Raw genomic sequence first — 18,614 nt, forward strand, 5'->3', positions numbered from 1 at the left:
AACGTCCTTGGGAACAGAGCATTATGAGCATACACATTCAACAAGTTAATAAGCGTTTTAGTGATTTTGTTGCCGTGGACTCGGTCAATTTAGAGATCAAAACCGGAGAGCTGACAGCCCTTTTAGGCCCATCCGGCTCAGGCAAAACAACTTTACTCAGGATTATTGCCGGACTCGAACAGGCCGACAGTGGCATAGTCAGATTTAATGGCGAAGACATCACCACACAGCATGTGAGTGAACGCGGTGTCGGTTTTGTATTCCAACATTACGCCCTGTTTAAACATATGACTGTATTCGAAAATGTCGCCTATGGACTCACAGTCAGACCACGAAAGACACGTCCGACTAAGGCAGACATTGCCGATAAGGTGCATTCATTACTCAAACTCGTCCAATTAGATTGGACAGCTAATCGCTATCCATCACAACTTTCAGGCGGTCAAAGGCAACGCATCGCACTCGCCCGCGCGCTTGCGGTCGAACCTAAGGTTCTACTGTTAGACGAACCCTTTGGCGCGCTCGATGCAAAAGTCCGCGCAGAATTACGCCGCTGGTTAAGGCGCTTACACGATGAGATTAATGTCACTACCGTATTTGTGACCCATGATCAGGAAGAAGCACTCGAAGTCGCAGATAAAATTGTAGTGATGAATCAAGGTCGTATCGAGCAGCAAGGTACGCCAGAAGAAGTCTATGACAATCCCAGCAATCCTTTTGTGTACGAGTTTCTTGGCAATGTGAACCTATTTCATGCCCGGGTAAAACAAGGGCATAGCACTATAGGTAATATCCACATTCCCTCACCTGAACACGCGATTAGTGAAGAGCAACAAGGCTTGGCCTATGTTCGCCCACACGAAATCGAGGTACTGACACAACCAACTGAAAATGCCCTTAAAGTCAGTTTAGACTTAGTGACCATAGTTGGCCCTGCAGTGAGATTAGAAGTCCTAACTGAGCTAGATAACCAATTGATCCATGTTGAATTATCTAAAGTGCAATTTAAACAGCTTGGCATAAACAAAGGCGATAGCGCTTGGATCCAGCCACGCTATACCAAAGTCTTTTTAGGGGAAGGCATTTAACGGGTAATACTGGATGCGATTAAAAAGTTGAACACTTATTAAGTGTTCAACTGAAGTTGTTCATGTATTGAGCACTGCATCCTATTAGTGCACTACCTTTAAAACACTAAGGCTTGCTCAAGATCGGCAATCAAATCTTGAGGATCTTCCACACCAATGCTCAATCTAATCAGGTTGTCATTCACCCCTGAAGCTAGCCGACTCGCAGCATCCATAGCAGCATGGGTGGTGCTGGCTGGATGACAGGCAAGGCTCTCTAAGTCACCTAAACTGACCGCTTGAGTAAACAAGTTCAAATGATCTAAAAACTGCGCCGCTCGGTTAAAACCGCCTTCGAGCTCAATACTCACCATACCGCCAAAGGCGTTGATTGTTTCACTCAGAACTTGATGACCTTGATCCTCTGCTAGCCCAGGGTAATAAACTTTTGTAACGCTCGGATGGGTTGCAAGAAAAGCGGCGACCTTAGCCGCGCCCGCAAGATGGGCATCCATTCTCAGAGCTAAGGTACGTAAGCCTCGCTGTAATAAATAGGCTTCCTGTGGCCCAATCGCGGCGCCGATATGTTTAAGCGCTATAGTGCGAATAGGTTGCATTAATGCCTTAGGTCCAGCGACAACTCCGGCGATTAAATCGCCATGACCACTTAGATACTTAGTGGCACTGTGCATCACGATATCAATGCTATGTTCCAGCGGTTTGAATAAATACGGGGTTAAAAACGTATTATCACAAATGGTTATAGCGCCCACTTTTTCGGCGGCAAGCTTAACCTTACGGTAGTCGCTGACTTTTAGGGTCGGATTGGTGATGGGCTCAAATAAAATAATTTTTGTTTCGGCGGTAATCTCTGCCAATAAATGATCATCGTCTTGATAACGGCGCACGGTAATACCCGCGCGAGTTAACGTTTGGATTAAAAATGCCGCAGTGCCACCATATACGGGGTCGATAAATGCGATTTCATCACCTTGACTGGCCAAGGCATAGAAAATACTGCTGATTGCCGCCATCCCACTCGCAACAACGAGTGCTTCATCAGCCCCTTCCAGTTGTGCTAATTGATATTCAAGCGCCTGCACTGTCGGATTCGCCATGCGACTGTAGATAAAACCCGGTTGCTCACCAGCAAAACGGGCCCGACCATCCTCAGCACTACCGTAGGCGAAGGTGCTACTTTGATAGATAGGAGTTGTAAGCGCGCCCGTCGAGTTATCAGCGGCATAATGGGTGTGAAGTAATTTGGTTTTAAATTGCATAATAAATCCTAATAATCATTAAATGGCATAAGCGAATGAGGCGTAATGTGCTTGAGCAACATCGGGATGAGAGCGTAAACGCCCTTTTAATACGTTCTGGCCCACTTGGTGGAAAAGTGGATTTAATGGATCGCTTGCCGGTCCTTGAGCTTGGTTCGCCAGATGCTTTGGCAAAGGTAACAAAGGGACTGTCGCATTCAACTGCGCCGCCATAAAAAAGGCGCACGAGTAGCGCTCGACCCCAGCAGGCGGGCTTGTCACCCTATGGTTGGTTGCCTTTAAATACCCATTAGAAGCCAACTCAAGTAATTCACCTATATTCACCACAAAGGCATCTTCTAATGGCGGTATGCTTAACCAACCGTTGTCAGTCTGAACCTCTAAACCGGATTGCTTATCTTGCAGCACTAAGGTCAAATAGCCAGGATCTTTATGTGCCCCTACACCTTGGCCTGAAGTCTGTCCATCCGCGCCGGGATAGCGAATAAGCTTCATATGTTGATAAGGACCGGCTTCAATCGTGGCATCAAAGGCGCTTTCAGGTTGCTCTAATGCGACAGCAAAAGCTCTCAATAGAGTGACACTGATATCCACTAAATCCTGTTGCCATGCCAATAAAGTCGATTTCATCTGTGGTAATTGTGATGGCCATTGATTTGGCCCCTGTAGCTGCCACCATATAGGCCCATTTGACTGCTGAGGGTTAGCGACTTCTTCTTGCATAATATCAAACTGTTCCCGCCAGTCCGGTTTCCCTAAGGTCAATTCACCTTGTAAACGGGTATAACCTCGAAAATGCGGCGTGTTAGCCATTTTTACCGCAAGTTTATCTGCAACGGGCAACGCAAAGAAATCTGCCGCTAACTGAAGTACTTGCTGCTGTCTAGCGAGGCCAAGACCATGTCCAGTTAGGTAGAAAAAACCAATTCTTCTAGCGGCATCGGCAAGCTTAGTGATGAAGGCGTTACGACGTTGCCCACCCGCATACCAATCACTTAAATTCAATATCGGTAATTGTTCCATCCATGACTCCCATTTAATGAAATGCTTTGTATGAGTCGGATTCTATGCCTTTACCAGTTGAGGGATAATGATTTAATAACTATTTGATATAACGATAATGAATAATAGATCATTTAGATATATACACATCTAGGCATCTATACTTCTATTTCTTTACATCACGATAAAAAAGTAGAACTAAATACATGATTAATTGATATTCCTATACGAATCGCGATTAGCCAATAAACCGATGCCTATCGACATATCTGCATATTGAAACCTATTGTCCATTCGAATTTTTCATTACTTTTGTTTATTCGAAATGAAGATAATTCCGCGCAAAATGCAGCACACTTCTGTCCCTTTCCCTTTTAGCTGAACTAAACTGAGCGCAATAAAAAACCAGCATTACGCTGGTTTTTTATTGGAGCCAATTCGACGCTGAAGTTATTGTACGCGCTCTACATGCGCGCCCAATCCTTGGAATTTCTGCTCGATATGCTCGTAACCGCGATCTAAATGATAGATACGATCGACGATAGTCTTACCATCAGCGACTAAACCGGCAATCACTAGACTGGCTGACGCGCGTAAATCGGTCGCCATCACCTGTGCACCGCTTAAAGACTCAATCCCTTGGATAATACAGGTATTGCCTTCAAGCTCCATGGTAGCGCCCATACGGATAAGTTCTGGCACGTGCATAAAGCGGTTTTCGAAGATGGTCTCGGTAATGGTTGCCGTGCCCTGCGCGAGCGCATTGAGTACACAAAACTGCGCCTGCATATCGGTGGGAAAACCAGGATAAGGCGCCGTCTTGATATTCACCGCCTTTGGACGCTTGCCTTCCATATCCAGCTCAATCCAATCTTCACCTGTGGTGATCTTAGCGCCCGCATCTTCAAGTTTTGCGATAACCGACTCTAATGAAGCGGGATCGGCTTTTAGGCAGCGAATACGGCCACGAGTGACAGCTGCAGCAACCAGGAATGAACCGGTTTCGATACGATCTGGCATCACGCGATACTCACAGCCCTGTAAACGCTCAACCCCTTGAATACGCAGTGTAGCACTGCCTACACCAGTGATTTTTGCGCCCATGGCAATCAAGCAATTCGCCAAGTCGATCACTTCAGGTTCGCGGGCTGCGTTTTCAATCACAGTTTCGCCATCGGCTAACGCCGCCGCCATCAGTAAATTTTCCGTCGCACCAACGCTGACCATGTCCATAAAAATATGCGCGCCTTTAAGACGACCATCGACACGGGCTTTAATATAGCCTTCTTTCACTTCAATCTTGGCGCCCATCATTTCGAGGCCATGCAAGTGTAAGTTCACTGGACGCGCGCCAATGGCACAGCCGCCCGGCAATGAAACGTCAGCGGTACCATAGCGTGCCAATAACGGTCCTAAGATCAAGATAGAGGCACGCATGGTTTTCACTAGATCGTAGGGAGCGCAAAACTCATTCAGATTAGTGGTCGAAATGCGGATCTGTCCGTCACCAAGTTCAGTCACTTCAGCACCAAGGCAGCGTAATAATTTGCAGCTCGTACTTACATCGCGAAGATTCGGCACATTAGAAACCACAAAATCGGTCTCTGCCAATACTCCCGCCATTAGGATTGGTAGCGCCGCATTTTTAGCACCAGAAATGATCACATCACCGGCAAGCGGGGGGCTTGCCTGAATTGTTAGTTTATCCACTTTTCCTCACTAGCTAGGCATGTTGAAAACTTTTTCGCGTTTCCATTGAGTCGGCGTGAAAGTTTTGATCGTTAATGCATGTAATTCACCGCTGGCAATGTGTGCAGTGAGTGGTGCATAAATGGCTTGTTGCTGTTTAACTCGGCTCATACCATCAAAGCACTCACCTACGGCGATGACTTTATAATGGCTACCATCCGAGCTTGCGTGAACTTCTTCAAGCCCTAACGCATCACGTAAAATCTGTTCGATTAAGCTGCATTCCATAGAATCTAATACCTTGTATTCAAATCGCTTCTTCAGAGAAGAAGGACTGTAAATCATATAAATCAATTAATTTTTTAAGTTGCTGCGAAGCGGAACTCAGCGCGAGAGGGGTTTTATGCTCACTGACTAAAGCCAGCAGAAAAGCTACGCCAGCACTATCACTGTATTCAAGCCCAGACAAAGATAGCACCTGTGTCTGTGGGCTAAGTAAGCTGTGTCTTTGTGACCACAAGGCTATCACTTGAGTTTGTGATAAACGTCCTTTGAGGTGGCAAACTGTATCCTGCTGCACAAATTCAATCACGACATTGAGTTCCCAGATGATTTAGCTTGTTTGGTGACTTTGTCTTTAGTCCGTTCTTCTAGCATCTTAATGACAGGATCAATCCCCTGTTGACGAATAAGATTAGAAATTTCAGATTGTTTAGATGACAGTAAACTCACACCTTCAGCGACTAAATCAAACGCCTTCCATGAATCATCCTTTAAACGACGCACTTTAAACAACAGTTTAATCGGTGGACGTCCCGGCTCGATGATCTGCACATTGACGTCGACAATTTTCTCATTGCTGAAATCAATGCCGGGGGAAAATTCAACTTTCTGATTCGTATATTCAGTAAATGCTTGTGCATAGGTGGTAACTAAATATCCCTCAAAAGCATCAACAAAACGATTACGCTGATCTTCAGTCGAATCTTTAAGGTACTGGCCTAAAACCTTGTAAGAGGCATATTTATAATCAACGTAGGGCATGAGTTCTTCATGGACGATGACTTTCAGATGATCGGTATTCGCATCGATCAATGCTTTATCTTTATGGAAACGATCGAAGGTTTTATTCGCAACGGATTTTACCATGGCATATGGATCTTTAGTGTTTACCGAGGCATCAGAAGCAAGCGCACTTGCTGTACCTAAGACCATAACTAACGGCAGTAAAAAGCGAGATAAGCTTTTAAACATAGTAGTAACCCCTATTTATCCTTTGAACCCATACTATATAGGAACTGACCAATCAGATCCTCTAACACTAAGGCAGAGCGAGTATCATCAATTTTATCGCCATCTTTTAGCATGCCGATATCATCATCCACAAAACCTGGAGTAAGACCAAGAAACTGCTCACCTAACAGACCCGAAGTGAGAATCGCTAAGCTACTGGTTTCTGGGAATTTATCGTAACGCTTATCCATAACTATCGTGACGACAGCAACCAATTTAACCGGATCAAGGTCAATACTACTGACTCGCCCAACAACCACTCCGCCCACTTTCACAGGCGAACGCACTTTAAGGCCACCAATATTGGTAAAGTTTGCCGTTAAGGTATAACTGCTATCGCTGGTTTTCACTTCAATATTAGCGACATTAAACACCAATACCAAAAAGGCGGCTAAACCGGTTAAAAGAAATACACCCACTAACAATTCAATTTTTCGTGTCAACATACTCAGTTACCACTCTCTTAATCCATCTAAACTGTGTCTAACGGCGCAATAATCCATTAGCTGCCAAACATCAGGGCTGTTAGTAAAAAATCCAATGCCAGAACGGCAAGACTCGACTGCACTACCGTCGACGTTGTTGCACGGCTGATACCCTCAGGATTTGGGATCACTTGATAGCCACGATACAACGCAATCCAAGTGACCACTACGGCAAATACACCACTCTTGATCAGGCAATTAAGTATGTCTTTTTGCCATTCTACTGATGCCTGTAAAATCGACCAAAACGCACCACTGTCGATCCCCTTCCATTCCACGCCAACAAGATGACCGCCATAAATACCGACCGCGGTAAACATCAATGCCAATAATGGCATACTGATCACCCCAGCCCAAAAGCGTGGTGCAATAATTTGTCTTAATGGATCGATAGCCATCATCTCTAAACTGGAAAGCTGCTCAGTGCTTTTCATTAAACCGATTTCAGCGGTTAATGCTGAACCCGCCCGTCCCGCAAACAATAACGCGGTAACAACAGGCCCCAACTCACGCAATAAACTCAATGCCACCATAGGACCTAGGCTTTCTTCAGTGCCAAAGCCTACTAAGATGTTGTAGCCTTGCAGTGCGAGCACCATGCCGATAAAGAGCCCTGAAACAACAATAATCACCATAGATTGCACACCAACGACATAAATCTGGCGCACTAATAATGGGAACCCTTTACGCACCCGTGGCCAGCGAAAAATCGCTCCCCACAACATAAGACCTGCACGGCCAAAACCGAGCACTAACTCAATCGCGCTACGGCCTAGGTCGGCAATACTGTCTAATAACTTCACTTGCCAACTCCTTTTGCCATTAATTCTTGTTGGTAATCATTTGCCGGATAATGAAACGGCACAGGACCGTCTGGCGCTCCTTGAATAAACTGTTTCAACTGCGGATTATCGGCATACTTTAATTCCTCTGGCGTGCCATGGGCGATCACTTTTTTATCGGCCACCACATACACGTAATCGGCAATGCCAAGCACTTCATCCACATCATGGGATACGACAATCGAAGTTAAGTTCAACGCATCCGATAACTCGCGAATCAGCTTGACTAACACCCCCATAGAGATAGGGTCTTGTCCCGCAAAGGGTTCATCATACATCACCATTTCAGGCTCAAGGGCAATCGCGCGCGCTAATGCAGCACGGCGCTGCATACCGCCGGATAATTCGCTTGGCATCATCTGGGCCGCACCACGCAAACCTACGGCTTCAAGTTTCATCAACACGATAGTGCGAATAATCTCTTCAGGTAATCCCGAGTGCTCACGCAGTGCAAAGGCGACATTATCGAACACATTTATATCCGTGAATAAAGCACCACTTTGGAACAACATGCTCATGCGTTTACGTAAGGCAAATAATTCATTTCGACTCACAGCATGGATATCATGCCCATCAAATAACACTTGTCCCTGCGTAGGTGTTAATTGCCCGCCGATTAACTTTAAGAGTGTGGTTTTACCAATCCCGCTTGGCCCCATGATGGCAGTCACTTTGCCCCGAGGAATAGACAAGCTAATATCTTCATATATGACACGCTGTCCGCGGCTAAACCCCAAATGACGGATCTCAACCAGCGGCGTTTGTTCTTGAGTCATGCTTGATTCCGATATTTGAAAAAGAGGTGATCTGAGTTTTAGACAGACCAATCGAAGAGCCGTAAATTGTACGTAATTGCGCTTTAACCTACAACAGAATCGACACTATCGCCCCGCGATACTTTCAATTTGCCCTATTTCCAGCGAAAATGCGCGCTAAGTTTTTATTTCCAGCGAAAACTGTTACACAGGGTTCGCTGGTGAGTTAATTAAATGATCGAATTATTTTAATTGATTGCTAAATCATAACTGCACAAGGTTAGAATGACGGTTAAACAACCCTAGCTTAACTGCTCATATTTAAAAGAGAAAGCGAGCAAGCGTGCTGCCCTCTCACATAAAACCATTAAAATAAACGATAAAGACGATGATATTGCTCAAGACATTCAAGCACTAAACACGCTATTCTGCTTCATTAGCCTAGTGATTAACCCTTGGTGGACGGTAAATGGCCGTCATACAGGCAAAATGAGCAATATTGACAAACGTGGCGCAAAACCGAATCTAAAAATAAAGGCCATGACAAAGTAGCATAGAAAACGACATAACCTTGGCAGGATGCCCTTTTATTTATCATCTTTATCGCGTACCAAATTGTGCTATTCCAATCCCATCCATGGGGCGACAAAGACAATGCAAGAAGAGAGATAGACATGGTAGACCAATCACAATTGCGCCAATGGGGCAGCAAAGTTATCGACATTGAAAAGTTAGCCCTCGATAATCTTTATCAATATGTTGATTCTATTGAATTTGTACAGGCTTGCGAGTTAATTCTTAACTGCTCTGGCAAAGTTATTGTTATGGGAATGGGTAAATCAGGCCATATCGGCAATAAGATTTCAGCGACACTGGCAAGCACTGGTACTCCGGCATTTTTTGTGCATCCCGGAGAAGCGAGCCATGGGGACCTTGGTGTACTCTCCGACAATGATATTATTCTCGCAATATCAAACTCGGGAGAATCCAGTGAAATCTTGGCCTTAATGCCCGTCATTCAACGAAAAGCTATCCCCGTGATTGCGATGACAGGTAAACCCGATTCAACGATGGCGCGTCTGGCCAAAATCCATTTATGTATAGAAGTGCCAGAAGAGGCTTGCCCGCTTGGGCTTGCCCCCACCTCCAGCACAACGGCAACCCTCGTGATGGGTGATGCAATCGCTATTGCGCTACTACAAGCCAAAGGCTTTACTCGCGAAGATTTTGCCATGTCGCATCCAGGTGGCGCACTGGGCCGAAAATTACTACTAAGAGTCCGCGATGTTATGCACAGCGGTAACGAGTTACCACTTGTCAATCACGATATTTGTATCACCGAAGCCCTGTATGAAATATCCAAAAAAGGCTTAGGTATGACAGCGGTTATTGATGAGCAGCATAAATTAGTGGGCATTTTCACCGATGGCGATTTACGTCGAGTGATTGATGCAGAAGTGAATCTACGTACAACGCCAATTGCCAATGTGATGACTCGCAATTGCATCACAATTACCGATAGCGCACTTGCGGCTCAAGCACTACAAGTTATGGATAGTAAAAATATTAATGGTTTAATCGTGATAAACAAAGATCACCATCCTATCGGAGCACTTAATATGCTCGATTTGGTTAAAGCAGGAGTTATTTAATGCCACAGCAAGGATTTTACGGCCCTATCAGCGATGATGTTTGGCAAAGAGCACAAAAAATAAAACTGCTTATCTGTGATGTTGATGGCGTATTTTCTGACGGGCGCATTTATTTAAGTAATGCAGGTGAAGAACTTAAAGCATTTCATACCCGTGATGGTTATGGTGTTCGCTCGCTACTGACCAGCGGTTTTAACATGGCAGTTATTACAGGTCGCCAATCTAAGATTGTTGCCAATCGTATGACTGCCCTAGGCATTACAGATATTTATCAAGGTGTTGATAATAAATTCGAGCCTTATCAAGCCCTACTATCACACTATAATGTCATCCCAGAAGAAGTGGCCTACATCGGGGATGATATTGTCGATCTTCCGGTGATGAACGCGGTAGGTTTAGCAGTATGTGTCGCCGATGGTCATCCCTATGTCCGCCAACAGGCACACTTTGTCACCAACCTCAACGGTGGACATGGCGCGCTACGGGAATTAACCGATTTACTGCTGTTAAGCCAAAATAAGTTCACTTCGGCCCACGGGATGAGCATATGAGTCGTGTGACCCTCGCTATCATTGCCTTTTTTGGTACTGCCCTCATCCTCTACTGGCAAGTACAACAAAAGCGGGGTAACGAAACAGACAACAGCTTGAATAACCCAGATAGTCCTGATTACATTATTGAAGATCTGCGTAGCATTGAATTCAATGAACAAGGTCAAGTGAATAGCCGTGTCACCGCCAAACACATGGAACACTATGAGCTAAAAAGCCAAACCTATTTCACTCAACCTGTATACCTTGTTTATCCTGACCAAGGTAAAGCACAATGGCAGATCAGAGCGGATCAAGGACAACTCAACAAAGAAACAGGCAAGGTTGTATTAGAAAATAATGTTATTATCGATGCCATCAGCCCAGAAGAGCCGATACAAACCTTATCGACTAGTTTTTTAGAACTTGATCTAAACACTATGATAATGACCTCTGACCGTATCATTTACGTCACAGGGAAAGATTTTAATATCCAAGGGCAAGGCCTTTATGCGGACCTGAACGCGCAGGAAGTCCAATTGACCAGTCAGGTAGTAGGAACCTATGAAGCAAAATAAGATATTACTTGCCAGCTTAATGCTGATAATGAGCATGAGCACTTATGCAAAAGTCGCAGATCTGCAGCAAGAAGTGAAAATCAAGGCTGTGAGCCAAACGGCGGATATTAAAAACAACCAAATCATCTTCTTTGGCCCAGTAGAAGTCACCCAAGGTTCGATTAAAATCAATGCACAAGAGCTGCGCGCATTTTCTGCCGATGGTGAAACCAGTAAAATCTTAGTGGCAACAGGCAACCCCGCGACTTACACCCAAATCTTAGATGACGGTCGCCCTGCATCTGCTAGTGCTAAAGAAATTCGCTATGAAATGGCAACAAGAACATTAACACTCACAGGTTCGGCCTCCCTCGATCAAGCGGGTAGTCAAGTGACAGGTAACCTCATTCGTTACAACATCATTCAACAAAAACTGATCGCAGAAAGCACAGGGAATGGTGATGACCGCGTGATAACCATTATTCAACCCGAAAGCTATCAGGATGATCTCAAACCCCAAACACCCGCAGATAAACCTGTGAAAGAGCAGGACTCTCAATGACCCAAATTACCCTAAGAGCACAAAACCTCGCCAAGAGCTACAAAAACCGCCAAGTGGTTAAAGACGTCAGTCTGACAGTCAAAACTGGCCAAGTTGTTGGTTTGCTAGGCCCAAATGGTGCAGGTAAAACCACGACCTTTTACATGGTGGTTGGGTTAGTAAAAAGCGATAAAGGCCATATTTTTATCGACAATGATGATTTAACAGCAGATCCTATGCATCTTCGCGCCCGCAAAGGAATTGGTTACTTACCACAAGAAGCCAGTATCTTCCGTAAGCTGACCGTTCACGACAATATCATGGCGGTATTACAAACCCGTAAAGAGCTAAAAGACGAAGAACGCGAAGAAGAACTGGAGCACCTACTCGAAGAGTTCCATATTACCCATATTCGCGATAGCCAAGGGATGTCCTTATCGGGCGGTGAACGTCGCCGAGTTGAAATTGCCCGCGCCCTCGCGGCCAATCCCAAGTTTATTCTGCTCGATGAGCCTTTTGCGGGCGTTGATCCGATTTCCGTTATCGATATCAAAAAAATTATCGAACAACTTAAGAGTCGTGGCTTAGGCGTACTTATCACAGACCACAATGTCCGAGAAACATTAGACGTATGTGAACATGCCTATATTGTGAGTCACGGAAACCTGATTGCCGAGGGAACTCCTGCAGAGATCTTAGACAATCAGCAAGTTAGGGCTGTGTACTTAGGTGAACAATTCAGGCTATAGTTACTCCAGCGGAGTCCATAGCATAAAATTATTGCGACTAGACTCCACTCACTGATAACAAACGGCCTCATTCAAAAATAATAACGTAGGGATCAGCGGTAACATGAAAGCGTCACTCCAGCTCAAACTGGGCCAACAGTTAACCATGACGCCACAATTACAACAGGCGATTCGTCTGTTGCAGCTCTCGTCATTGGAATTACAACAAGAGATCCAGCAAGCCTTAGACTCTAATCCTCTTCTTGAGCTGGAAGATGAGCAATTTGACGCACCTACAGAACGCAACCAGAATTTATCAGACACAGATTTCAGCGAATCAAGCCCACTGCCACCCGAACAAGATAGCTCCACTGTTGATACCGCAGAATCCTTGACCAAAGAATCGATGCCAGATGAACTTCCCATGGATACCACTTGGGATGAAGTGTTTACCGCCTCACCCAACTCAGGTTCGGGTGGCAGTAGAGAAGATGACATGCCCTTTCAGGGGGAAACCAGCGAGGGCCTACATGAACATTTAGAATGGCAAAAAAACCTCACCCCCTTCTCTGAAACCGATCTTGCCATTGCCACGGCCATTATTGATGCTATTGATGATCAGGGCTATCTCACCCAAAGCACTGAAGATATTCTCGAAGCGATGGGAAACCCTGAGATTGAGTTGGACGAAGTCGAAGCTGTACTTAAGCGTATCCAACACTTTGATCCTGTTGGTGTTGCAGCAAGAGATCTCAGCGAATGTTTACTGATCCAGCTATCCCATTTTTCGCCGGACACACCACATCTCGAAAATGCCCGCATGTTGATCAAAGATCATTTAGATCTGATCGCTGCTCGCGATTTTAGGCTGTTAATGCGTAAAACCAAACTGAAGGAAGATGAACTTCGGGATGGTATCGCACTGATACAAACGCTGAACCCTCGCCCAGGTTTGTTGATCACACCGATAGATGAAGAATATGTGATCCCAGATGTGTCGGTATCGAAGAAAAATGGCCGTTGGGTGGTAGAACTCAACCCAGATTGCATGCCCAAAATCAATGTAAACCAGCAATATGCCGCCATGGCTCGCAGCACAAAAAGCCAAGCAGATAGCCAATTTATTCGTGGCCATCTGCAGGAAGCCAAATGGTTTATCAAGAGCTTAGAAAGTCGTAACGACACCTTACTCAAAGTGGCCAATTGTATCGTTCAATACCAACAAGGCTTCTTTGAGTACGGTGAAGAAGCCATGAAACCTATGGTACTTAACGATATAGCCGAAGCGGTTGAAATGCATGAGTCGACCATCTCACGGGTCACAACTCAAAAATACATGCATACCCCTAAGGGACTTTTTGAACTAAAATACTTCTTCTCAAGCCATGTCGGGACTGACGATGGCGGTGAGTGCTCATCCACAGCAATCAGAGCCTTTATTAAAAAACTGGTTGCCGCGGAAAACCAGAAAAAACCATTAAGCGACAGCAAGATGGCACAACTTCTGGCAGAACAGGGAATAAATGTTGCGCGCAGAACCATTGCGAAGTATCGAGAAGCAATGCTTATTCCCCCTTCCAATCAGCGTAAAAGTTTATAGCCTACTATGGATATCGGAGGACGTTTCTATGCAAATAAAGCTCATTGGACACCATATCGAGATTACTGAATCGTTACGGGCATATGTAGAGGAAAAATTTTCAAAACTTGAACGCCATTTCGAACAGATCCATAATGTGCACGTTGTGCTCAATGTTGAGAAAATGCAACAGATTGCCGAAGCGCGAATCAACCTCACCGGTGGTGAAGTTTTTGCAACTTCAGAGCATACTGACATGTATGCTGCCATAGACGTCCTGATCGATAAACTTGATCGTCAGGTTATTAAACACAAAGAGAAGTTAACAAAACACTAATAATGGAACTTTGTACCATACTGAGGCCGGAGTGCACTACCTGCGCCACTCCGGGCAGTAAAAAAAAGGTACTGGAACTCATCAGTGACTTAGCCGCTGCCCAGTACCCCACCCTCTCATCTCAAGAGATCTTCGAAAGCCTTGTGGCGCGCGAAAAGATGGGGAGCACAGGTATAGGTAACGGTATCGCCATTCCACATGGTCGATTAACCGATATTACACAACCCATTGCAATACTCGTAAAATGTGAGGAACCGATAGCTTTCGACGCTATCGATAAGCAACCTGTTGATATTTTGTTTGCACTGCTTGTGCCGGCGGATCAATGCCAACAGCACCTAAGCACGCTGTCGTGCATGGCAGAAAAGCTAAGTGATAAACAAATATTAAAACAACTGCGTAAGACGCATGATGAAACGGAACTCTATCAGGTAATCACTGGATGAAACTGGTCATAGTGTCAGGCCGCTCTGGCTCAGGCAAATCTGTCGCACTTAGGGTACTTGAAGATCTCGGCTATTATTGTGTCGATAATCTTCCCTTGCCACTAATAGGCAGTTTGCTTGAGCAACTCAAAGGCAGTAACGATCTTGTCGCCATTAGTGTCGATGTTCGTAATATGCCAGAGCAAGATAAAGTGCTGGTTCAGCAACTTTCTAACCTGCCAGCAGGGACGGAGATTACCAGCTTCTTCCTCAATTCAAGCGATAAAGTGTTACTTAAACGCTACAGTGAAACACGCCGCCTGCACCCGTTATCTAAAAGTCGAGTATCCCTACAAGAAGCCATTAAACTTGAAGGAAAACTGCTCGAACCTATGTCCAAACTGGTAGATCACTACATAGATACTTCAAATTTAAATATCTATGATTTAAGCGATCAAGTCAGACAAATTCTTCTTGGTAGCGTTGATAAAGAATTAGTCATCTACTTTGAGTCCTTTGGCTTTAAAAATGGCATGCCTACAGAAGCCGACTTTATGTTCGATGTGCGCTTTTTACCTAACCCCCATTGGGAGTTAGCATTGCGTCCATTAACAGGCCTAGACGAACCTGTAGCTGAGTTTTTGAATCGCCAGCCCCTGGTAAACAAGTTCATTTGGCAGATAGAAAACTTACTAGAAACCTGGTTACCACACCTTGAGCGTAATAATCGCAGTTATTTAACCATTGCGATTGGTTGCACAGGTGGACAGCACAGATCGGTTTATGTGGCAGAACAATTAGCGAAGCGATTTAGTAATGGTAAACATAAGGTCAATGTACGCCATCGAGAGCTAGATCATGCCAAAGCTTGAACGTCAGATTACCATCTGTAATAAGCTCGGTTTACACGCACGCGCCGCCACAAAATTGGTGGTACTGGCCTCTGAGTTTGATGCAACAATAACGTTAATACAAGGCGATAAACAAGCCTCAGCGGCAAGTGTGCTTGGTCTTTTGATGCTTGAAACAGGTATGGGAAAAACCATCAAGCTAATTGCAGAGGGCCCTGATGCAGAACCCGCGCTTGATGCTATTTGCGCATTAATCGATGCTAAATTTGACGAAGCCTGCTGATCTTAAGCAAAGTTATACTTAACCTATTCCCGTTGTACTGCTCACTGATACTCAATCGGCACTCATTTGTGACTCGACGTTCCCTGTGACGCTCAATTACAATATGTCCCCTGCGTCCGCTGATCAAACCCATTACCTTGACTAGGCTATATTCACACTCAGTGAAAATAGTCGCTAATTATCCGTTTCCCTCACCATATTATGGAGGACAAATGCCCGTAGAAGCTTCAGACAGTCATCAAGTCGGACATCGCCTCGACCAGCTCAGCAAAGCCCTTAGCAGCGGTATGTTTGTCCATGTGCGGCAAATGCTACAGAATATGGCAGCATCGGATATCGCTTTAATCCTCGAATCTTCACCACCAAAGGCAAGGCAAGTCCTATGGCAATTAATTGATCAGGAGCAATTAGGGGCGATTCTTGACGAACTGAGTGAAGAGTTGAAAGATCCGCTGATCAGCACCATGAGTCCAGAACGAGTTGCAAAGGCGACTGCGAGTATGGATACGGACGATCTCGCCTATATTCTGCGAAGTCTACCAGATACGGTTTATAAACAAGTATTACAGTCGATGAGCCTACAAAATCGTCAACGAGTGGAGCAAGCGCTGTCCTATCCTGATGAGACGGCTGGCAGCTTGATGAATACAGATACCGTCACCCTAAGGCCAGACGTTAATATCGATGTTGTACTGCGTTATCTGCGGCAAAGGGGTAACCTCCCCGATACCACTGACACCCTATATGTGGTCGATAAACAGGATAAAGTGCTCGGCGGTGTCAGACTTGCCGATCTGCTCACCTGCGATCCCAACACGCCTATCCGTAATATTATGGATCCTGACATTGAGAGCATTCCAGTGGGTATGTCAGACAGTGAAGTCGCCCAATTATTCGAGCGTCACGATTGGGTATCCGCGCCCGTTGTGGACAGCGATAACAAACTACTCGGCCGGATCACTATTGATGATGTCGTCGATGTTATCCGTGAAGATGCCGAACATTCTATGATGGGAATGGCAGGCATGGACGATGATGAAGATACCTTTGCACCAGTGCTAAAAAGTACCTTTCGTCGCTCACTTTGGTTGACCATCAATTTGTTTGCCGCCCTACTTGCGGCCTCTGTCAGTAGTATGTTTGAAGGGACTATCGAGAAATTTGCCACTATTGCGATATTAATGACCATAGTTCCAAGTATGGGTGGTGTCGCGGGTAATCAAACCCTTGTTTTAGTCATTCGCGCTATAGCACTTGGGCATATTGGCCAAAGCAATGCCCGCTGGCTTATTGGTAAAGAATTGGCGATTGGATTTCTCAATGGCTTGCTATGGTCAATACTGGTCTTTGTTGCCGTATCCCTTTGGAAAGGAGATACCGCACTCGCCAGCTTAATTGCGGGAGCAATGCTAATCAATATGACAGTCGCAGGGCTCGCGGGTGCCAGCATTCCGCTAATATTAAAACGACTCAAAATCGATCCCGCGCTAGCTGGCGGTATGGTATTAACCACAGTCACAGATGTAACAGGGCTTTTCGCCTTTCTCGGTTTAGCCACCCTCTATTTAATGAATTAGCATAAAAGAGGATGTCATATAGTCATACCATCGAAAGGTGGTAATACATTAAAACGGCGCGATTCATTGCGCCGTTTTAATATCAGCCATATTTTTATGATTGGTATTGAAGCTAATTTACCGGTGGTTGAAAGCCATAACGACTTAAAATAGCTTGTCCTTTCGCCGATAAAATAAACTCAGCTAAAGGAGCGGCCGAGGCGTTACTCTCTTTCAGGATAAGTAAACCATAGTCGGCCCCAACAGCAAGACTTGTCGGTAAATCAATAATCTGTAGACTAGGCACTTCATTTTTAGCCAGCACTGCATTTGTGCAATAGGTCAAAAAGATATCCGCTTGCTTGTTTTCCATTACCCAACCATAAGGGTTACGATCCTTGGGCGGTTTCGCACTATCGGGCCCTCCAGTCAACTGTAATGCCTTGGCCTCTAAAATAGCTTTTGCATCTGGTTTTAGCGTTTGTGCTTTATCAAACACTGCCCAAGCATAATCTCCTGCGGGATCTGCTTTGGGCGTAGAAGTGCCAACTTTAATATTGGGATCGAGCAGTGTATCTAACAGTGTCGCGCTTGTAAGAGAGACGCTATTTTGAGCAATAGCACAGAGCTGATTACGAGCAAACATTTGCACCTTTTCCCCAAACCCTGCATCAACAAGCGCCTGAGGATGGGCCATATTTGCTGAGGCAAAGAGATCGACGCGCTCCCCCTCTTGAATACGCTTTAACAACAGTCCAGAAGGTGCATATTGCGCAACAACAGTATCTTTAGTTTGGGCTTGGTAGGCGGTAATAATATCGTTCATCGCCGCTTTTAAGCTACCCGCCGCACGCAGTTCAATTGGAGCGACCTCGGCAGTCACAGGGGCACCTTGTACTATCGAAACCATCATAGCGGGGCAAAAACTTAAGGCTACGAGTATATTTTTCTTCATCATAATGATCTTCTCCTCTAGGTATTGAGCCTTACCCTGCTCAATATTTGCCATACAACACGTGAAATAGCTTTGAAGATCAACTACAAATCATCATCTAGCCGAAGGAAGCTGCACAATTGCAGTACAGATCACTCAAGCCTTAACAGACTAAAGACATATTGTCTCAACGGGAAATAATAAATGCCTGGATACAAAAAAGTCGCC

Annotated in this window: 22 protein-coding genes; 12 read left to right on the plus strand and 10 right to left on the minus strand. The window is 45.1% G+C overall.

The genetic code is table 11. The annotated features are described in order from the left end of the window. Window positions 1–23: 23 nt before the first annotated feature. Window positions 24–1,088: a sulfate/molybdate ABC transporter ATP-binding protein gene (locus SPUTW3181_RS17875; RefSeq protein WP_011790695.1), complete on the plus strand. Its 1,065-nt coding sequence runs from the start codon at window positions 24–26 to the stop codon at window positions 1,086–1,088. Between the two features lie 98 nt (window positions 1,089–1,186). Here SPUTW3181_RS17875 and SPUTW3181_RS17880 read toward each other — a convergent pair whose 3' ends face one another. From SPUTW3181_RS17880 to mlaF, 9 genes are all read right to left on the minus strand, one after another. Then, a complete protein-coding gene (locus SPUTW3181_RS17880) occupies window positions 1,187–2,347 on the minus strand; it encodes a trans-sulfuration enzyme family protein (RefSeq protein ID WP_011790696.1) in 1,161 nt (386 codons plus the stop codon). A gap of 18 nt (window positions 2,348–2,365) precedes the next feature. Beyond that, window positions 2,366–3,370 carry an isopenicillin N synthase family dioxygenase gene (locus SPUTW3181_RS17885; RefSeq protein WP_011790697.1) on the minus strand — a complete coding sequence of 335 codons (1,005 nt, stop codon included), beginning with the start codon at window positions 3,368–3,370 and terminating at the stop codon, window positions 2,366–2,368. 429 nt (window positions 3,371–3,799) lie between these two features. After that, on the minus strand, window positions 3,800–5,059 hold the full coding sequence (murA, locus tag SPUTW3181_RS17890; protein WP_011790698.1) for a UDP-N-acetylglucosamine 1-carboxyvinyltransferase: 1,260 nt from the start codon (window positions 5,057–5,059) through the stop codon (window positions 3,800–3,802). 9 nt (window positions 5,060–5,068) lie between these two features. Beyond that, window positions 5,069–5,326 (minus strand): BolA family protein, encoded by a 258-nt coding sequence (locus SPUTW3181_RS17895; protein WP_006086065.1) that lies wholly within the window; start codon window positions 5,324–5,326, stop codon window positions 5,069–5,071. Between the two features lie 19 nt (window positions 5,327–5,345). Next, the gene (locus tag SPUTW3181_RS17900; protein ID WP_011790699.1) at window positions 5,346–5,630 is read right to left on the minus strand and encodes a lipid asymmetry maintenance protein MlaB; all 285 of its coding nucleotides are present in this window, start codon (window positions 5,628–5,630) and stop codon (window positions 5,346–5,348) included. Beyond that, window positions 5,627–6,292: a phospholipid-binding protein MlaC gene (locus tag SPUTW3181_RS17905; RefSeq protein ID WP_011790700.1), complete on the minus strand. Its 666-nt coding sequence runs from the start codon at window positions 6,290–6,292 to the stop codon at window positions 5,627–5,629. The genes SPUTW3181_RS17900 and SPUTW3181_RS17905 overlap by 4 nt, the downstream gene beginning before the upstream one ends. 11 nt (window positions 6,293–6,303) lie before the next feature. Next, window positions 6,304–6,777, minus strand: coding sequence for an outer membrane lipid asymmetry maintenance protein MlaD (gene mlaD, locus SPUTW3181_RS17910; protein WP_011790701.1), 474 nt, complete (start codon window positions 6,775–6,777; stop codon window positions 6,304–6,306). Window positions 6,778–6,833: 56 nt separating this feature from the next. After that, window positions 6,834–7,619: a lipid asymmetry maintenance ABC transporter permease subunit MlaE gene (gene mlaE, locus SPUTW3181_RS17915; RefSeq protein ID WP_011790702.1), complete on the minus strand. Its 786-nt coding sequence runs from the start codon at window positions 7,617–7,619 to the stop codon at window positions 6,834–6,836. Next, a complete protein-coding gene (gene mlaF, locus SPUTW3181_RS17920) occupies window positions 7,616–8,434 on the minus strand; it encodes a phospholipid ABC transporter ATP-binding protein MlaF (RefSeq protein WP_011790703.1) in 819 nt (272 codons plus the stop codon). The genes mlaE and mlaF overlap by 4 nt, the downstream gene beginning before the upstream one ends. Before the next feature lie 653 nt (window positions 8,435–9,087). On the opposite strand from mlaF, the gene SPUTW3181_RS17925 reads away from it, so the two are divergent. The 11 genes from SPUTW3181_RS17925 (at window position 9,088) to mgtE (ending at window position 17,473) form a co-directional block, all read left to right on the plus strand. Beyond that, a complete protein-coding gene (locus SPUTW3181_RS17925; protein WP_011790704.1) occupies window positions 9,088–10,065 on the plus strand; it encodes a KpsF/GutQ family sugar-phosphate isomerase in 978 nt (325 codons plus the stop codon). Further along, window positions 10,065–10,616: a 3-deoxy-manno-octulosonate-8-phosphatase KdsC gene (gene kdsC / locus SPUTW3181_RS17930; protein WP_011790705.1), complete on the plus strand. Its 552-nt coding sequence runs from the start codon at window positions 10,065–10,067 to the stop codon at window positions 10,614–10,616. The genes SPUTW3181_RS17925 and kdsC overlap by 1 nt, the downstream gene beginning before the upstream one ends. Next, the gene (lptC, locus tag SPUTW3181_RS17935) at window positions 10,613–11,173 is read left to right on the plus strand and encodes an LPS export ABC transporter periplasmic protein LptC (protein WP_011790706.1); all 561 of its coding nucleotides are present in this window, start codon (window positions 10,613–10,615) and stop codon (window positions 11,171–11,173) included. Before kdsC ends, lptC begins: the two co-directional genes overlap by 4 nt. Beyond that, window positions 11,160–11,714, plus strand: a complete 555-nt coding sequence (lptA, locus tag SPUTW3181_RS17940) for a lipopolysaccharide transport periplasmic protein LptA (protein WP_011790707.1) — start codon at window positions 11,160–11,162, stop codon at window positions 11,712–11,714. The genes lptC and lptA overlap by 14 nt, the downstream gene beginning before the upstream one ends. Continuing rightward, window positions 11,711–12,442, plus strand: a complete 732-nt coding sequence (lptB, locus tag SPUTW3181_RS17945) for an LPS export ABC transporter ATP-binding protein (protein WP_011790708.1) — start codon at window positions 11,711–11,713, stop codon at window positions 12,440–12,442. The genes lptA and lptB overlap by 4 nt, the downstream gene beginning before the upstream one ends. Before the next feature lie 103 nt (window positions 12,443–12,545). Further along, on the plus strand, window positions 12,546–14,021 hold the full coding sequence (locus tag SPUTW3181_RS17950; RefSeq protein ID WP_011790709.1) for an RNA polymerase factor sigma-54: 1,476 nt from the start codon (window positions 12,546–12,548) through the stop codon (window positions 14,019–14,021). 28 nt (window positions 14,022–14,049) lie between these two features. Then, window positions 14,050–14,337: a ribosome hibernation promoting factor gene (hpf, locus tag SPUTW3181_RS17955; RefSeq protein ID WP_011790710.1), complete on the plus strand. Its 288-nt coding sequence runs from the start codon at window positions 14,050–14,052 to the stop codon at window positions 14,335–14,337. Between the two features lie 2 nt (window positions 14,338–14,339). Beyond that, window positions 14,340–14,783 carry a PTS IIA-like nitrogen regulatory protein PtsN gene (ptsN, locus tag SPUTW3181_RS17960; protein ID WP_011790711.1) on the plus strand — a complete coding sequence of 148 codons (444 nt, stop codon included), beginning with the start codon at window positions 14,340–14,342 and terminating at the stop codon, window positions 14,781–14,783. After that, window positions 14,780–15,634, plus strand: a complete 855-nt coding sequence (gene rapZ / locus SPUTW3181_RS17965) for an RNase adapter RapZ (protein ID WP_011790712.1) — start codon at window positions 14,780–14,782, stop codon at window positions 15,632–15,634. The genes ptsN and rapZ overlap by 4 nt, the downstream gene beginning before the upstream one ends. Further along, a complete protein-coding gene (locus tag SPUTW3181_RS17970; protein WP_006083073.1) occupies window positions 15,621–15,896 on the plus strand; it encodes an HPr family phosphocarrier protein in 276 nt (91 codons plus the stop codon). Before rapZ ends, SPUTW3181_RS17970 begins: the two co-directional genes overlap by 14 nt. A gap of 212 nt (window positions 15,897–16,108) precedes the next feature. Then, the gene (mgtE, locus tag SPUTW3181_RS17975) at window positions 16,109–17,473 is read left to right on the plus strand and encodes a magnesium transporter (protein ID WP_011790713.1); all 1,365 of its coding nucleotides are present in this window, start codon (window positions 16,109–16,111) and stop codon (window positions 17,471–17,473) included. A 112-nt stretch (window positions 17,474–17,585) separates the two neighbouring features. Here the strand turns inward: mgtE and SPUTW3181_RS17980 are convergent, their stop codons facing one another. Further along, window positions 17,586–18,410 (minus strand): molybdate ABC transporter substrate-binding protein, encoded by an 825-nt coding sequence (locus SPUTW3181_RS17980; protein WP_011790714.1) that lies wholly within the window; start codon window positions 18,408–18,410, stop codon window positions 17,586–17,588. Window positions 18,411–18,614: the final 204 nt, after the last annotated feature.

Origin of the sequence: Shewanella sp. W3-18-1, from assembly GCF_000015185.1 — a bacterium.
In the GTDB taxonomy this organism is placed as follows: Bacteria; Pseudomonadota; Gammaproteobacteria; order Enterobacterales; family Shewanellaceae; genus Shewanella; species Shewanella putrefaciens.

Excerpts from the sequence above, each read along its gene's own strand:
- SPUTW3181_RS17885 (WP_011790697.1), bottom strand. The coding sequence starts at position 3,370 with ATGGAACAATTACCGATATTGAATTTAAGTGATTGGTATGCGGGTGGG.
- mgtE (WP_011790713.1), top strand. The coding sequence starts at position 16,109 with ATGCCCGTAGAAGCTTCAGACAGTCATCAAGTCGGACATCGCCTCGAC.
- hpf (WP_011790710.1), top strand. The coding sequence starts at position 14,050 with ATGCAAATAAAGCTCATTGGACACCATATCGAGATTACTGAATCGTTA.
- mlaF (WP_011790703.1), bottom strand. The coding sequence starts at position 8,434 with ATGACTCAAGAACAAACGCCGCTGGTTGAGATCCGTCATTTGGGGTTT.
- lptC (WP_011790706.1), top strand. The coding sequence starts at position 10,613 with ATGAGTCGTGTGACCCTCGCTATCATTGCCTTTTTTGGTACTGCCCTC.
- kdsC (WP_011790705.1), top strand. The coding sequence starts at position 10,065 with ATGCCACAGCAAGGATTTTACGGCCCTATCAGCGATGATGTTTGGCAA.
- mlaD (WP_011790701.1), bottom strand. The coding sequence starts at position 6,777 with ATGTTGACACGAAAAATTGAATTGTTAGTGGGTGTATTTCTTTTAACC.
- SPUTW3181_RS17875 (WP_011790695.1), top strand. The coding sequence starts at position 24 with ATGAGCATACACATTCAACAAGTTAATAAGCGTTTTAGTGATTTTGTT.
- SPUTW3181_RS17925 (WP_011790704.1), top strand. The coding sequence starts at position 9,088 with ATGGTAGACCAATCACAATTGCGCCAATGGGGCAGCAAAGTTATCGAC.
- SPUTW3181_RS17970 (WP_006083073.1), top strand. The coding sequence starts at position 15,621 with ATGCCAAAGCTTGAACGTCAGATTACCATCTGTAATAAGCTCGGTTTA.
- SPUTW3181_RS17950 (WP_011790709.1), top strand. The coding sequence starts at position 12,546 with ATGAAAGCGTCACTCCAGCTCAAACTGGGCCAACAGTTAACCATGACG.
- lptB (WP_011790708.1), top strand. The coding sequence starts at position 11,711 with ATGACCCAAATTACCCTAAGAGCACAAAACCTCGCCAAGAGCTACAAA.
- rapZ (WP_011790712.1), top strand. The coding sequence starts at position 14,780 with ATGAAACTGGTCATAGTGTCAGGCCGCTCTGGCTCAGGCAAATCTGTC.
- SPUTW3181_RS17980 (WP_011790714.1), bottom strand. The coding sequence starts at position 18,410 with ATGATGAAGAAAAATATACTCGTAGCCTTAAGTTTTTGCCCCGCTATG.
- ptsN (WP_011790711.1), top strand. The coding sequence starts at position 14,340 with ATGGAACTTTGTACCATACTGAGGCCGGAGTGCACTACCTGCGCCACT.
- SPUTW3181_RS17895 (WP_006086065.1), bottom strand. The coding sequence starts at position 5,326 with ATGGAATGCAGCTTAATCGAACAGATTTTACGTGATGCGTTAGGGCTT.
- lptA (WP_011790707.1), top strand. The coding sequence starts at position 11,160 with ATGAAGCAAAATAAGATATTACTTGCCAGCTTAATGCTGATAATGAGC.
- SPUTW3181_RS17880 (WP_011790696.1), bottom strand. The coding sequence starts at position 2,347 with ATGCAATTTAAAACCAAATTACTTCACACCCATTATGCCGCTGATAAC.
- SPUTW3181_RS17905 (WP_011790700.1), bottom strand. The coding sequence starts at position 6,292 with ATGTTTAAAAGCTTATCTCGCTTTTTACTGCCGTTAGTTATGGTCTTA.